This window comes from Streptomyces sp. NPDC030798 (genome assembly GCF_055572275.1).
In genome coordinates this window covers 14,029-29,498 of record NZ_JBVIDR010000015.1, presented here as the reverse complement: position 1 = coordinate 29,498, position 15,470 = coordinate 14,029, and the positions used below count along the sequence as shown (strand labels likewise).

11 protein-coding genes and 1 pseudogene are annotated in these 15,470 nt (G+C 67.4%); 8 read left to right on the top strand and 4 right to left on the bottom strand.

Annotated features, from left to right (window positions below):
* Positions 1 to 34: 34 nt before the first annotated feature.
* The gene (locus ACZ404_RS29540; RefSeq protein ID WP_468445107.1) at positions 35 to 466 is read right to left on the bottom strand and encodes a YciI family protein; all 432 of its coding nucleotides are present in this window, start codon (positions 464 to 466) and stop codon (positions 35 to 37) included.
* Between the two features lie 651 nt (positions 467 to 1,117).
* Between ACZ404_RS29540 and ACZ404_RS29535 the strand changes: the two genes are divergently transcribed.
* Positions 1,118 to 1,950, top strand: a protein-coding gene (locus ACZ404_RS29535) for an IS5 family transposase (protein WP_468445105.1) whose coding sequence is annotated in 2 segments (ribosomal slippage) — positions 1,118 to 1,478 and positions 1,478 to 1,950 — 834 coding nt in all. Because the reading frame shifts where the segments join, the coding sequence is not laid out codon by codon here.
* A 6-nt stretch (positions 1,951 to 1,956) separates the two neighbouring features.
* Here ACZ404_RS29535 and ACZ404_RS29530 read toward each other — a convergent pair.
* The 3 genes from ACZ404_RS29530 to ACZ404_RS29520 all read right to left on the bottom strand — a co-directional run bounded on the left by ACZ404_RS29530 (position 1,957) and on the right by ACZ404_RS29520 (position 3,785).
* Positions 1,957 to 2,706 carry a transposase gene (locus ACZ404_RS29530; RefSeq protein ID WP_468445103.1) on the bottom strand — a complete coding sequence of 250 codons (750 nt, stop codon included), beginning with the start codon at positions 2,704 to 2,706 and terminating at the stop codon, positions 1,957 to 1,959.
* A gap of 114 nt (positions 2,707 to 2,820) precedes the next feature.
* Entirely contained in the window at positions 2,821 to 3,177 is a 357-nt protein-coding gene (locus tag ACZ404_RS29525; RefSeq protein ID WP_468445101.1) for a YciI family protein, read from the bottom strand.
* A gap of 116 nt (positions 3,178 to 3,293) precedes the next feature.
* Positions 3,294 to 3,785 carry a GNAT family N-acetyltransferase gene (locus ACZ404_RS29520; protein WP_468445099.1) on the bottom strand — a complete coding sequence of 164 codons (492 nt, stop codon included), beginning with the start codon at positions 3,783 to 3,785 and terminating at the stop codon, positions 3,294 to 3,296.
* 448 nt (positions 3,786 to 4,233) lie between these two features.
* Between ACZ404_RS29520 and ACZ404_RS29515 the strand changes: the two genes are divergently transcribed.
* From ACZ404_RS29515 to ACZ404_RS29485, 7 genes and pseudogenes are all read left to right on the top strand, one after another.
* On the top strand, positions 4,234 to 4,401 hold the full coding sequence (locus ACZ404_RS29515) for a sigma factor (RefSeq protein WP_468445098.1): 168 nt from the start codon (positions 4,234 to 4,236) through the stop codon (positions 4,399 to 4,401).
* 776 nt (positions 4,402 to 5,177) lie between these two features.
* Positions 5,178 to 6,161 (top strand): glycoside hydrolase family 16 protein, encoded by a 984-nt coding sequence (locus ACZ404_RS29510; RefSeq protein WP_468445096.1) that lies wholly within the window; start codon positions 5,178 to 5,180, stop codon positions 6,159 to 6,161.
* Positions 6,162 to 7,289: 1,128 nt separating this feature from the next.
* Positions 7,290 to 7,646 (top strand): annotated as a pseudogene (locus ACZ404_RS29505) (DUF2716 domain-containing protein); the annotation flags it as partial.
* A 203-nt stretch (positions 7,647 to 7,849) separates the two neighbouring features.
* On the top strand, positions 7,850 to 8,101 hold the full coding sequence (locus ACZ404_RS29500; RefSeq protein WP_468445444.1) for a hypothetical protein: 252 nt from the start codon (positions 7,850 to 7,852) through the stop codon (positions 8,099 to 8,101).
* A 1,018-nt stretch (positions 8,102 to 9,119) separates the two neighbouring features.
* On the top strand, positions 9,120 to 11,591 hold the full coding sequence (locus ACZ404_RS29495) for a SpoIIE family protein phosphatase (protein ID WP_468445094.1): 2,472 nt from the start codon (positions 9,120 to 9,122) through the stop codon (positions 11,589 to 11,591).
* A 389-nt stretch (positions 11,592 to 11,980) separates the two neighbouring features.
* A complete protein-coding gene (locus tag ACZ404_RS29490) occupies positions 11,981 to 12,697 on the top strand; it encodes a hypothetical protein (RefSeq protein ID WP_468445092.1) in 717 nt (238 codons plus the stop codon).
* Positions 12,698 to 13,215: 518 nt separating this feature from the next.
* Positions 13,216 to 15,354, top strand: a complete 2,139-nt coding sequence (locus ACZ404_RS29485; RefSeq protein ID WP_468445090.1) for an ATP-binding SpoIIE family protein phosphatase — start codon at positions 13,216 to 13,218, stop codon at positions 15,352 to 15,354.
* Positions 15,355 to 15,470 lie beyond the last annotated feature (116 nt).

The following is a 15,470-nucleotide window of genomic DNA, read 5'->3' as shown; positions in this document are numbered from 1 at the left end:
GGACGACCGTGTCCCGGCCGCGTCCTCGGCAGGGTCAAGGCTGCCAGCGACGCGGATCCTCTCCCTGTCCCGAGCGCCTCACTACTCGATGACCGGACGGATCTCGACCGCCCCGTTCCAGGCAGCCGGAATCTTCGCCGCGAGCGCCACAGCCTCGTCCCGGTCGGCGCATTCCAGCAGGTAAAAGCCGGTGGGCTTCCTTGGCCTCGGCGTACGGACCATCGCCGGCAATCACATCCCCGCCGTTGCCGCCAGACACCCGAACCGTGGTGGCCGTCACGGTCGGACACAACGCATGACCTCCCTTGATCACGGCGACCGCGGCCTTGCCGAACTCGATGTACTTCATCATCTCCTCCACCTGCTCCGGCTGCGTCCAGTCGACGTCAGGCGTGTAGGTCAGGGCAACATACAAAGGCATGACACTCTCCATAGGGTTCCAGTCCGCGCCGATCGCGGTGCTCACGGCAAGGTCGAACGCCCTTACCCGAAATGGACACCTCCCGCCCATCCCCCAAAAAATTTGCGGTGCGCCCCTCCATCCGACACCGATAGCGGACGACGCGATGCTCACCACGGTGGTCACGGGGACAGGCAGAGAGGTGGGCCCAGATTCAGGGACAGGTCCAGCGACAGTTCGTCCGGTGGGGGTGCACCAAAGTCCAGCTCATCGCGCGAGCTTAGCAAAGTAGTGACCCGTACGTTGATCCGCGCGAAAGTATGTTCAACACGTGGCAAGCCGTGGTCGGTGATGCTGACCCGGCACTCCGCGGCGAGGCAGGTGATGGCCCTAGATGAGGAGATCGCTGAGATCGATGTCCTAAGACCTCCCGCAACCGCGCCACCTCCGGTGCCGGCCTTGGCCGGGCCATCGCCCACCTGATCGTCCACGCCCACGCCGGTGCCCTCCGCGCCGGAAACTCCCCAGCCGGGCGCGCAATTCGCCGCCAAGCTCCCGATCATGATGATCGTCGGTCGTCGCGGTCAGAACCTGCTCCGCGACGGGCCTCGCGCCGGCGGCCTGATCCATCCACCAGTGACCGGCTGAGGAGTCACTGAGATCTTTCAGAACTCCTAACAAAATGATCTTCGAGGTGGTTGGATCACTCCGGGAGCGATGATCTGGGGGTGCGAAGTGGCACGGCCGAAGCCGTGGGAGGTCGACGACGCGCTATGGGCGGTGATCGAGCCGCTGCTGCCCAAGGTCGAGCGACGGACCCGGCACCCAGGACACAGGCGGCATCCGGACCGGCTGGTGTTCCAGGGCATTCTGTTCGTCCTGCATGCCGGGATCGCCTGGGAACACCTGCCGCAGGAACTCGGCTTCGGTTCCAGCATGACCTGCTGGCGTCGCCTGGCGGAGTGGACCGAGCCCGGAGTGTGGCCCCGGCTGCATCAGGTCCTTCTCGCCCAGCTCAGCAGCGCGAACGCCCTGGACTTCTCCCGCGCGGCGGTCGACTGCTCCCACATCCGCGCGTTAAAGGGGGAGCCAAGACCGGACGAAGCCCTGTCGACCGGAGCAGAACCGGCAGCAAGCACCATCTGATCACCGATGCCACCGGCATCCCGCTCGCCGTCGCCCTGACCGACGGCAACCGCAACGACGTCACGCAGCTGATTGCACTGCTCCAGGCCGTGCCACCTGTGCGCGGCAAGCGCGGCCGGCCCCGGCGTCGCCCGGACGTGGTGCTGGGCGACCGCGGCTACGACCACGACAAGTACCGCCGCCTTGTCCGGGGCCTTGGCGTGAAGCCGTTGATCGCCCGCCGCGGCACCGAGCACGGCTCCGGTCTGGGCACTCAACGCTGCGTCGAAGAGCGCGCGTTCGCCCATCTGCACTGGTTCCGCCGCTTGCGGATCCGCTGGGAGATACGCGACGACATCCACGAAGCCCTCCTCACCCTCGGATGCGCACTCATCTGCTGGCGACGCCTGAAGTCATTCCGATAGGAGTTCTCAGCGCTGTCGCTCCAGAGTGAGGGCGGCCGCGGAGATTGACGACATTCGATTCGGGCTGCACCGGGATCGGCGGAAGATGCGCCAGGACTTCAAGCGCGCGACGCTTCGCTCGACCGGTGCCCGTGCCGCGGACAGCGCGCGGTTGACGCTTTGCTGGGTCGGCGTGAGGTCACGGCCCGGCGGGCGTCTGAGAGGTGTCGTCACCCAGGGACCGGCTCCCATGTAGGCGCGGTCGGCAAGGATGGGAGCGCCCTGGCGTTCGCAGATCCGGATGATCCGGTGGGTGCGGGCCGCAGTGAGATCGTGCGCGCGACCGGGCAGCGTCGGCGAGATCCACAGCAGCCGCCCGGCCGGGTCGGTCACCACCTGCACGTTCACCCCGTGCCGTCGGTGTTTGTGGGAGAAGTCGGCCCGGCTATCGCCGACCCGGTCGCACTCCGCCAGAGTGCCGTCGAGCAGGACGTAGTCCGGTTCCGTCTCGCGCAGGGCGCGCAGCAGATTGGGTGCGCGGTCGGCGAGCAGGTCGACGACGGCTGTCGTGTAGGCGTGGGCGGTGCCAACGGAGATGCCGAACCCGGCAGCAAGCTGGGCGAGGGTGTCGTGCCGGCGCAGGTATACCAGGCCGATCAGGGCACGCTGGTGCGGTGGGATCTTGCAGCGGCGGTCACCCTCGCGGGTGACGATGAGCATGGTTACCCACTCGACCAGGGCGTGGGGCAGGTCGAGTGCGGCAGAATACGGAACCAACGCGGCTCCTGCGCCTGTGGGTTGAGACTTCGAACACCTCCCCCAACGGCACGGGAGCCTCGTGCGTTGCGGGCATCGACTCCGTCACCCGATCAGTGGCCACGCTGAAAGGCCTCACTGTCCCCATGCCTCAGCGATCGACCGTGGGAAGCGGGTGGGGGCAAAGCTCATCGCCCCTGCAGGCACCATCCAGGGCTGCACGTGGATGGAATACCGCCCGGCCTGGACGGCCGGATCCGCCTGCTTTAGCCGCAGCGCCTCCTCTGGGTCCACCTTGAGGATGGCCAGTCCCCTCAACGGCTCGGCCTCGCCGCCGAGCAGCGGGCCCGCCGCCAGCAGATGACCGGCCTCGTGCAGGCGGGCGAGGTGGGCCATATGGGCGTCCTGCAGTGCTGCAGAGGCCTCCTCGTCGAGTTCAGGGGCGTCCGGCCGCAGAACGAGGAGCGCGATCGTGAAAGTGTTGAAATCCATGCGCGGATCGTAGGCCACCCCGCCGACAACGGGCCCCCGACGCAAGGTCAGCCAGGGTAGGCAGAGTAGGCAGGGCTCACCCTCGCCATTCCTCCGCCAGCAGACCCAGAACTACCTCATCGGCGAACGTCCCGTACGCCCCAAGCGGAGGAACGCAGCGTGCCCTCGACGGTGAATCCGGCGCCGGTCGCTGCGGAGATCATTGGTTCGTTGTCGGCGAGCGTCTCGACTTGCAGCCGGTGCAGGCCGCGTACGGTGAATCCGTAGTGGCACAGCAGTCGTACGACATCGCCCCCGACCCCGCGGCCGCGGCAGGCGGGCAACAGCGAGATGCCCAGATGCGCGTTCCGGTTGTGTGTGTCGACGTTCCACAGGAGTGCCTCGCCGGCCAGTTCCCGCGTTTCCAGGTCGACCACCGAGAAGCACGCATCCGTGTCCGAGGGTGCGGTCGCCGCGTACGGGGACTGCGTCGAGGTCGTCGCGATGGGCAGCCAGGCGCGGGTGTCCGCGCGGGACCGCGTGGCCACATCCTCGTACAACTCGCGGCGGAGCACCGGAACATCAGCCTCGTGCAGGCCCCGCAGCCCGGCCTTGTCGCCTCGTAGCATCAGACCTGTGTATCGCACCGGCCACAGCAGATCAACCGGATTCCGTGGGGAGCGACCAAACGCCTTCCCTGACACTGTGAGAAGATTCTTCGGGATCACTGTCCTTCAGCGGCCAGGCGGTTCGGCCCGGCCCTCCACAGGAACAGGTCGGCTCCGCGTAGGCGGCACTCTCCACGGCGCACACGGCCGGAACGAGGCCATGGCACCGCCTTGCGGCTGCGGGCCAACCGGGGCACACCCACTGAGCGAGAATTCGAGGTCATGGTTACCGAGGTGACCAAGCTCCTCGCACTTGCCTGGGAAGGCAGGTATCCGTGACATGGGACGCGGGAACCGTCGTCCGGACAAACAAGAGATCGTGGATCGAATCTGCGGAAGCGCATCCGTGCGGGGGACCACGACGCCTTCGGCGACCTCCTCGACGCGTAGGCGCACTCCGCCTACAACCATGCCTTCCGGCTCACGGGCGAGGAGCACGGCCAAGGACGTCGTCTCTCTGACCTTCCTCGACGCCTGGCGGCTGCGCGCAAGGGTGGACCAGGAGGGCGGTTCGCTGCGGCCCTGGCTGCTCGGCATCGCGACCAACGCCACGCGCAACGCCCCCCGCGCCGCCTGAAGACACGCGGCCGCCGTCGACCGCCTGCCGCACGAGGAGACCGTGCGGGACTTCGCCGACGAGGTCGCGGGCCGCGTCGACGATGCCGCTCATCTGGCCGTCACACGCGCCGCAGCGGCGAAGCTCCAGCGAGCCGAGCGGGAGGTGCTGACGCTGTGTGTGTGGTCGGGGCTCGACTACCAGGCGGCGGCTCCGGCACCGGGGGGCCGGTCGAGACCGTACGGTCACGGCTCTCCCGCGTACGAACAAAGCTCGCAATCACTTGGAACTCGCCGATACGCACAGACAGATGAAAGGCGACCGCGCCACCGCGGTCATGCAGTCCACCTGGGTGCGGCTTCGCCCGGTCCATGGTGCCCCGTCCACACGCGCCTGACACTCATATTCGCCGTTGCCTCCATGGCACGACGTAGTCGAGCCTCGGGCTGCATGTGTGGCAGGGGCCGGAACTGCCCTTGTCGATGTACGCCACGCCGTTGTCGATCTCTGCCATCCGCCCCCTCAGTGGCCATCACGTGCAGAGCCGGCGCCCGTCCTGGAGCATTCCCTAGCGCGCAGACACCCGGTGCGGTCAGTCACCTGCCGGGAACCGGCCATGGACCCAACGGCGGCAGACCCAGCCGGGCTTTCCTTCACACTGTGGTCACAAGTGTGACAATGAGAGCGTTCTCAACTTCAACTGTTGACCACTCGTAGGACTCAGGGAACAGTGTGGTTCGCGGATGCCGCCGCATCCGCTTGCTTGAGAACTCCCCCTTCACGGAGGCCGCTTCGGCATGCCCAAAAAACACATCAAGAGGCCGAACCGCCGCTCACAGGCCGTCATCGGCTCACTGGCCAGCCTTACGCTTCTCGGTTTCGGTCTGTACGGATTCGCCGACGCGTCGGTGCCGAAGCCGTCGGGCGATTGGCACAAGGTATGGAGCGACGACTTCTCCGGCGCGTCCGGCAAGCTCCCCTCCAGCAAGAACTGGATCATCGACACCGGCACCAGCTACCCCGGCGGCGCCGCCAACTGGGGCACCGGCGAGATCCAGACGTACACCAAAAACACCGCCAACCTGCAGCAGGACGGCTCAGGGCATCTGAAGATCATCCCGCTCAGGGACTCGGCAGGCAAGTGGACCTCAGCCCGCATCGAGACCAAGCGCAGCAACTTCGAACCAGCGGCCAACGGCAAACTGCGCATCCAGGCACGCATTCAACTTCCGAAGGTCACCGGGACCGCCGCCGAAGGGTACTGGCCCGCCTTCTGGACGCTGGGAGCCCCCTTCCGCGGCAACTACCAGAACTGGCCGGGCATCGGCGAGTTCGACGTGATGGAGAACGCCGCCGGCCAGAACAAGGTGTCCGGAACGGTGCACTGCGGCACCACCCCCGGTGGCCCCTGCAACGAGACACAGGGTCTGGGCGACAGCCACACCTGCCCCAAGACCGCCTGCGCCGGCCACTACCACACCTACACCTTCGAATGGGACCGCACCAGCAGCCACCAGCAGCTACGCTGGTACGTCGACGGCGTGCTCTACCACACCGTCACCTCCGACCAGATGGACGCCGCCACCTGGAAGGCGGCCACAGGTCACGGCCACTTCATCCTCCTCAACGTGGCCATGGGTGGCGCGTTCCCCGACCCGGTCGCCGGACACCCCACCCCCAGCTCCAGCACCCGCCCCGGCGTCCCCATGAAGGTGGACTACGTAGCCGTCTACCGCTCAAGCGGCTCTGCCTCCAGCACTCCCAACGCGGGCAGCTCCTAGGCTCAGCAGCCCTACGACCCCGACACGTGGAATGCTGCTTGCGGCATGTGGGACCCTGAGCCCTGGCACTGGAGGCATGACCAACCGGGGTGCCCCGGTCCAAGCCGCAGCCTCCTGTCAGTCCTCACTCACCCGGGCACGACCTCCGTGCCGAATGCGGCAATGGACGTCTCTCCTGCGCCTGCGCTGCCGCGCATCATGAACGAAAGGATCGAACTTCAGGGCGCCGACCCGTTTGGGGAAACGGGTCGAGCTGCTGTGCGGGGCGCCTGCTTGCGGCCACGAAGCCCAGCGTGCCCTGGCCGCCATCATTCTTCGGCTCTTCGGCGTGGAGGTGAACAGTTGAGGAAATTCATGAGTTGCTGGCCGCGTACGAGGCCCAGGTGCGCGGAAGGATTCCTCAGCCCGTGCCCCTTGGAGCCGTGGTGGAAGAGGACCCCCCGTTGGTTCGGATCCACTACGGCACGCATGGCCGTGTGGACCATCGCGACCTGGGCGATGCCGATTTGGGCGACTTGATCCGCCGGCAGCAGTCGGCTTTCGCGCAGCGCTGTGAGCCGGTGGAGTGGAAGGTGCATGCCCACGACACCGCTCAAGTGCACGACTGGCTCCTGGAAGCCGGTTTCGTGCCCTGTTGGGAACGTGCTGTGCTGGTGGGCAGATGTCAGGACGTCCCCACGCGTAGCGACGCCACCATGCCTAGGTTCCATGTCCCGCCAGGGCGCCAAGTTCGCAAGCTGTGGCGCCCCGACCAATCCGCCGGTCGGGCGCGTGAACTGGCCGCCGTGTCCGGCCCGCACAGCATTCCTCTGGGCGAGTGGGAGGAAGACGGGCTGTTCCGTCTGGACAACAAGCACCTAGTGGTCCTGGAGAACGACAGCGGGCTGCTGGGCTGCCGCTGGCATGAGCTTCTCGTGGGAACCGAGTTCCTGGCGATTGGCGGGATCACCGGAGCTCACCGCGAGCTCGTCATTCCGTTGCTGAGCGAGCCGGATGATGTCCGCTTCGTTCTCGCGGAGGCCGACGGCCCCGTGAAGGTCATGCTTCAGCAGTCGGGGTACAACGAGATCACCACCGTGCGGTCCTACCACTGGATGCCCCCCCGGAGCTCCCGCCTCCACGAGGGCGGTGAAGGATCTGTGCTACAGCGCGGAGCACTCCGAGCTGCGAGGTGGGTTCGATGCACAGTTCGCCTTCAATCGATTGGGCGGGCTCTTTCCTTGCATCACCGAGCCCCCAGCCTCCGTCACGTGGCATCTGAGAGCCGTCGTCGACGACCCAGGCGTCGTGGAGGAGCTCAAGAACGTCGTCGAACACGGACTGCGTGCCTGCGCCCGCCCGGATGAGCCGCTCTACTGGCTCGACTGGCACCACTGGGGTTACCGCTTCGACCCTCATCGCGTCGGTGGTGCCGGTCAGCCGCGGTGGCCCGGGAGCGTGTTTCCCGACAGGGACTACTACCTCTACCTCACCGGTGATCTCCGCATGGGCACGTTCGGAGATCCTCGCGAGGACTCGCTCTGCGTATTCGGTGACGACCTCCTGCACGAAGTCGAAGAGGAGATCACCGACCTGCTCGGCATTGTGATGCGCCGTGGAGGCCACGATACGGGGGCAGTCTGGACCTTCCGACCTGCGACCGGGTTGAGCTGCGCCTGGCCGACACTGCCGGCAGGACCCGGCACACCGTGCGTGTTCCCGGCAACGTCGGTCCATACTCCGGCTCCTTCGCGGCCGACGGCAGCGCGACGCACACCTTCGTGGCCTGTCCCGACAGGGCGGCGGGCCCGCGATCGCTGGCCTGCCGGACCGCCACCGTCAACGGCACCTGGATCATCGGCCAGAACAGCGCAGCCCCGCCCCGCGGCAGCCACCTCCTGGTCCGCTCCGCAGCCTCGGCGTCCCCCATGGTCCGCAGCAAGGCGCTGCGCAAGCACTAGATCCATCAACCGTGGGGCACCGGGCCGAACCTCAACGGTTCTTGGGTGCTCGGCTACCTCAGCGGTATGCCACTGGCGCACCGCGCACCCACCGAGTACGGCGAGCACATCACCCAGGTGCACACGCCACCGATAAGTCGGTGGCCAACTGCACCGGGCTGCCGCCGCCACCGTGGATCTGAGCACCGCGGCGGCGGCCACCCCCCTCCACGCCCAGTCCGCCGCCATGTCCGTAAGCTGCTCCGGTCCTTCGTGCAACTTCAAGGCCCCGCACCACACGGGATGCGATGCCACCGTCCGCGACACGGCCTGGGACGGAAACGAGCGGATCGACCTCCGCTGGAGCTCGCCTGCAAGACCGACTGGAGCCGCATCAGCAACCTGCTCACCAGCTGGCCATACGACTTCCGGGTGGAGAACAAGAAGGGCGGCGTTCAGCGGGAGAACGTCGGCCGGTTCGGCCCGTCCTCCGGATGGACCGACTTGGCGAACGGCGACGGCGTCCTCGCCCGCGCTGCGACAACATCGTCTGTACCGGCTGGCGCTGCCCCCAGCCCTGCACAGCCGTCGAGCACAGCCCCTGACGCTCTCGGCGCACCCCGGAGGCCTCTGAGTTCGTCGCATGCCTCAGCAGGTCACCCGACCTGCTGAGGTCTCCGGGTTTCGGGTGCACATGAGGCGGCTGTCCCCACCCTTCGAGACGTCGAGTAACGGTGCGCGGAAAGCACGCGACAGCGATTGGGCTGGTTTGAACGGTGCCGGTACTCATCGCCACTGGGGGCCGCGGTGATCGGTGACCGTCGCCGCGCGCAAGGCGGGGCAACGCGGTTGGACCATTGCGTTCGCAGTCACGCTGACGGTTTGGGCATTACCCACCGGCGCCAAGCCAGAGCGGCACGCCGAGCGCTAGGTGCTCCGAAACCAGGCTGCGCAGAGCGAGGCGGCTGGCATGCACTGATCAGGGGGGACGGATCACCGTCGGTTGGCTCGCGTGCACTGACCTGCGCACACTGGATGTATGCGTGGGTTGGCGGCCGGTGGGGCGGCGGAGCGTGAGGACGTGCTTGCTGCCGCCGTCGTGGAGGCCGTCGAAGGAACGAGCGCGTATGCGGGGAGCATTTTCCTGCGCTCCCCGGACCGCCGATCGATCGTTCTCGCCGCGACGTGCGGGGTGCCGCCGTCTCTGCTGGGCGGCTGGGGTCTCATCGCGGCCCGCAGTCCCATACCGGTTGCCGTGGCTTACACGTCCGGGCGCACGGTTCACTTGGCGAATGCCGAGGAGACGATGCGGCGGTATCCGCAGCTTGCGGTGGCTTTGCCGTATGCCTTCGGTTCCTGCTCCGTGCCGGTGCGCGCGGGTGGGGAGGTCTTCGGATCGTTGGCGATCGTGTGGCCGGCTCCACCGGGCAGCGAGGGGCTGCCCAAGGCTCAACGTCGTCACTTGCGGAGCGTGGCCTGTCGGCTCGGTCATTCCCTGGCCGATCTTCGCGTCCGTACTGGTGATCCGGTGGAATGCGAACCGGGGACGCCTGTCATTGAGACCCCGGCTTACTCGGCGGCGGCTGTGCAGGTGGGCTTGTTCGATTGGAACCTCTGCTCCGGCGTCCTCAGCGTGGACGACGCGTTCTGCGCGATCTTCAGTCTCGATCACAGCGCTTTCGACGGACGTCCCGAAACACTTGGGGCGTGCCTGCACCCCGGCGATCGTGCCGCTTTCCGGGTCTGCATGCGTGAGGCAGAGGGTGAGGGCCGGATCACCGCGCGGCGTCTGCGCGTACATCATGACAGCGAGCACGGCGAGACGTATCGCACGGTGGAGCTGTGGGGCCGGATACCGGAAGCCGACAACGCGCGCCCGATTCCTCATCTGGTCGGCGCGGTCGTGGATGCCCGGGCGGGCGGTGCAGCCGTCGCCGCCGTCGAACGGCTGCCAGACGGCATGTTCTCCCTTGCCCCCGACGGGCGGGTCACCTACGCGAACCGCCGTTCTCTGCGCCTGCTGGACGTTTCCGCCGACGAAGTACTGGGCCAGTGCCTGTGGGACGTGCTGCCGTGGCTGTCCGACCCCAGCATCGAGTACCGACACCGCTCCGCGATGATCTCGCAGGCGCCGTCCTCCTTCCTGGTCATCCGGCCGCCCGACCAGTGGCTCACCTTCTCCCTCCACCCCCAGCCCGACGGGGTGACCGGACAGGTGGCCCCCACAAGCCGCCCCCCATCGGCCGGGGAGGCACCCCCGTCTCCACCGGCGACCGTAGCCGCCACCGCACCAGCCCGCCTGGGCACGATGTACCACGTCCTACAGCTCAGCAGCGCGCTGACGGAGGCGGTCACCACCCGCCAAGTCTGCGACGTCGTGTCGGACCAGCTGCTGCCGGCCTTCGGTGGCCAGCAGATGGCAATCTATGTGGTCCGCAACAAAGCGATGCAGCTTCTGCACCACACCGGCCACCACAAGACGTTCCTCGACTGGCTTCAGGGCGTTCCCCTGCGCGCCCGCCTGCCCGGAACGGAAACCCTCACCTCCGGTATTCCCCTCTTCATCGAGTCCCAGAAGGATCTCGCGCGGGGCTACCCGGGCATCCCCACAGGCCCGGTGAGCTCCTGGGTGTATCTGCCGCTGTTTGCCTCCGGCCGCCCTGTCGGCACCTGCGTCCTCGGCTTCGACAAACCGCATCACTTCACGGAAAAGGACCGCGGCGTCCTGACCGCACTCGCCGGACTGATCGCCCAGGCTCTAGAACGAGCACGGCTGTACGACTCGGAGTTCGCGGTCGCACACGGCCTGCAGCAAGCTCTCCTGCCGCACCGCCTACCAAACATCCACGGCATCCGGACCGTCGCACGCTACTTGCCCGCCACCAGCGGTATGGACATCGGTGGCGACTGGTACGACGTCATCCCCACCGACAGCGGGGTCTGCCTCGTCATCGGTGACGTGGAGGGGCACAGCATCGCCGCTGCGGCCACCATGGCCCAGCTACGCAGTGCGGTCCGCGCGTTTGTGGCCGCTGGCCACGCACCCGGCGCCGTGATGTCAGGCGCCAACCGGACCCTCATCGACCTCGACAGCGACTTGCTGGCCAGCTGCTGCTACATCCACCTCGAAGCTCACGGCAAGCCCGCCTACGCAGTCACTGCTGGTCACCCCTCGCCCCTGCTCCGCCTCGCCGACGGCACGACAAATGCCCTCGACCTGGAAATCGGAACAGTCCTCGGCGCGGACCCCACGAGCACCTACGCCGAAACTCGCATCGCCCTCCCGCCAGGCTCCGTTCTTGCCCTCTACACCGACGGTCTGGTGGAGACACCCGGAACCGACATCGACATGGGGATCGACCGGCTGCGAGTGTCACTGGCCCATTCCCGCGCGGACGAACTGGACGAACTCGCTGACCGGCTCCTGGACCACGCCCGCACCTCCTCCTACCGGGCCGACGACATCGCCCTGCTGCTCACCGAACACGGATCCAACTTGATGGCGACATGACCAGCCATGAAGACGGTACGGGGCCATTGGCGCTGGGATTGATCTTGCGGGCCCGGTAGTGCGAGGCGACCGCCGGAGCACTTGCACCCACGTTCGAGGTGGTGTGTTGCCGCATCGCTGTCAAGACGCCGTGGCCATGGAGCTGGACGATCCCGGCGTCCACCACAATGTCCTGCCGACGTCCGCGAGCGCCTGGCCCACGGCGATCGCCTCCACCGCCTACTCGACCTGAGGCTGGTCCGTCTCCAGGACGCCGCTACGGGCGCCCGGTCCGCCTGGGCAAGAACGCCACCCGGTCCAATACCAGGATCAACACCACCAGCGGCGACACCTTGCGGCTGCGGGAGCATCCCCACATCCCGGGCAGAACCACCTGTCAGGCTCTCGGCTTGCAGCAGATCATGGTGCAGGACTACCACCGTCATGCGGCGGGTGCCGCCTGCACTGGCGCACCGACGACTGATGCGATTCATGAAATCGACCAGGGGGCGCTCTTCGCCCCACCCCGCGACCTGCTGCACTGCACAGACCGGGACTCCCCGATCGTCGAGTGTTCGGGCCGCGCCGCGCCTGGTGCTGCTGTCGGGCGTCCCTCCCCGGTAGTGCCCCGCTGTTGGCCAGCACTCGGTGAGTGGGGGACGTCGGCGAGCAGGTCTGTCCCACCCCCGAGCACCGGGCGGGGAGATTCAAGCGTCCCATCACGCGACGGGCTGCCGTTCTCGTCCTTCGCCATCGTCTCCCCCTACGACCTGATCGCCCGCTACGCGCGCCGGAGGCAGGTCACCCGGTTCGTCGGCCATCTCACCGAGATTCGCGCGATCGACAGCACGAACGTCATCACAGAAGTGGCCGCCACTTCGGCCACCGCATACGACGCCCAGGCACTGTCGGGCACGCACACCCGGCTGCGGCGCCGTGGTCGGCTGCCAGCCGAGCACCGGGTCGACGGCGGCTACAACTCCCTGGACCAGCTGAAACCGGCCGCCCCAAAGCGCCAGGTCACCTCATCGGGTCGCTGCCGGCAAACTCCACGCCCCAGCATCGAAGGAGCGAGGGCTTTCCGCGACGACCTCCATATTGACGTCAACCGTCAGCGGCGCATCTGATCGTGGACGGGGTTCGCCAAGGGCCAGTGCCAGCCGCGTCCGGTCCGCGCCCCGTGCACGACCTCCCGCGAAGCACCCGGAACGTGGGCTTTCCCGGAGAGAACTCCGTGACCTGCAAGTCCGTGTCCGCGCCGAGCAGCAGACGCCAGACTGGCGGACCCGGTATGCGGTCGGCTCCGGCATGCAGGGCACCGTCAACGAGATCGCACACGGGCACGGCATGCACCGCTGCCCAAGACTCAGGGGCTCGTCGGGACGCCGCGCTTCGCGTCGCGGCGAACCCTAGGTAGTAGCTCCATGAAGGCACTCGGGAGTGCCGGGGATGGTATTGTCAATTTGGCTAGATCAGGACATCTATCTACTTTTACCTATTTTTGAGATTGTTCTGAACCAGAGGTAAGCAGAACGAAATGGCAGTTGAAATATCCGCCCCCGCGAGCTGCTCTGACTCCTCGGTGGCGGCGGGCCCCGATGCATGGGCGTCCGCGCAGCCCATTGGCAGAGATCGGCCAGGCAGCATGCAGTCACTGACCCTGGCCCTTCGACAGGCAATGACCTGCCTGGACGGCCTGGGGGCCATGGCGCACTTGCGTGAGCCCGCCGACGGGCGGCTATGGCTGGCGGCTTCCGACGGGCTCGCTCCCGCGAGCGTGAAGGCATGGGCGCAGCTCCCCGCCGAGCAGAACGTGGCGCCCACACGCGCTGTTCAGCGCGGCGCCTGCGTTTGGGTGGAGGGGGACAGCCTGGGGGCTGGGGCATCCGGCACGGTTGCGGTGCCGATCCTTGGTGGCGACGGCCCGATGGGGGCGTTGTCGGTGCTCACGTCCGAGCCCGGCGCGCCGGACGAGATGCAGCGGTCGTTCCTGCGCACAATAGCGTCGTGGACTGCGGCGTACCTGCACGGTATGCCCCAGTTGCCGACCCCTGGTCCGGTGGCCACTGCCGAGCGTTCCGTCCTCATGGGCGAACTGACCGCAGCGCTCGCTGAAGCCGTGACTTCCCACGACGTCGTGCAGGCCGTCGCGGACCATGTGCTGCCTCCGTTCGGCGCCGACGGGCTACTGGTCCAGATACTCGACGACGACGAGCGGTTGCATGACGTCGGCTCCGCCGGATATCCCCAGGACTTCTGCAAGATGATGGACGGGTTTCCTCTGTCTGACTACGCCTCACTCCACGACGTGGTGCGGACCCGCACTCCCCGGTTCATCGAGACGAAAGCCGAGTACAACCGGCGGTATCCCACGCTGCGCCACGTGAGTGAGAAGTCACCCAAGGAGGCGTGGGCGTTCCTTCCCATGATCGCCTCTGGTCGAACCATCGGCATGTGCACCGTCTCCTTCAGCCAGCCGCGCTCCTTCAGCGATGCGGAGCGCACCCTGCTGACGGCCCTGAGCGGCCTGGTCGGCCAGGCCTTGGAGCGGGCCCGCTTGTACGACATGGAGCATGCCCGCGCCCGGGAACTTCAGCGCGGCCTGCTGCCCAGGGAACTCCCCCGACTGCCCGCCGCCCGGGCCGCCGCTCGTTACCTGCCCGCGAGCCGTGGGGAAGGGGTAGGCGGGGACTGGTACGACGTGATCCCACTGTCCGGTGACCGGGTTGCCATCGTGATCGGCGACGTCATGGGACATGGCCTCGCGGAGGCAGCCACCATGGGACGGCTGCGCACAGCCGTACGTACTCTCGCCGACCTGGAGATGCCTCCCGACGAGTTGTTGGGCCGTCTCAACGACCTGGTCTCCGATCTGGGCGAGGACTTCTACGCGACCTGCCTGTACGCCGTTGTCGACCCCATTGCCCGCACCTGCTCATGCGCTCTCGCCGGCCACCCAGGACCGGTCCTCGTCCATCCCGATGGCACCGTCCACAGCCCGGCCCTCGCTGCCGATCCCCCGCTCGGCGCCGCACAACCGCCCTTTGAGACGCACCAGTTTCAGTTGCCGGACGAGAGCCTGTTCGTCCTGTGCACCGACGGCCTCATCGAGTCGGCCACCCAGGACGTGGAGCAGGGACTGGCTCGTCTCCAACAGGTGCTGACCAAAGTTGCCCTTACGACCGAGTGCTTCCAGAGGCCGGACGAAAACCACATTGTCCGGCGCCTGGATGAGTTGTGTGACACCGTCGTCTCGGCCCTGCTGCCCGACCAGAGACAGACCAACGACGACGCCGCCCTGCTCATGGTTCACACCCGGTGCACCGACTCGGGTGACGTCGCCGGCTGTGACCTCCCCGAAGATCCACGGGCGGCCGGTCAAGCCCGCGAGTACGTCCGTGCACAGCTCGCAGCCTGGGGACTCACCGACCTTGCGCTCACCACCGAGCTGTTGGTGAGCGAGATGGTCGGCAACGTGGTCCGCCACGCCAGGGGGCCGATCCGGCTGCGTCTTCTACGGAGCCGCTCCCTGATCTGCGAGGTCTACGACGGTAGTCTCACCACTCCCCGTATCCGCCATGCCAGCTACACGGACGAAGGCGGACGCGGCCTGCAACTCGTCGCAGCCCTCGCCAAGCGCTGGGGCGCCCGCTATCTTCACGGCGGCAAATGCATCTGGACCGAGCAGGAGCTGCCAAACGCGGAGTCCCCCGGTGCGGAGACCACCGCACCGGAGCGTGCCGCAGGAAGCGCCACAGCCACGCCGGCCCGAGCCCGGACGTGATGAATAAGGCACCGTGAGGAGACGACGACCTGGCAGGGAAGTGCCCTCGGCAGAGACGTCCCATGCTGAGGGCCTCTGCCATCTCCCGCGCGCCGGCCGCAGGGCGGGGGCGCCGC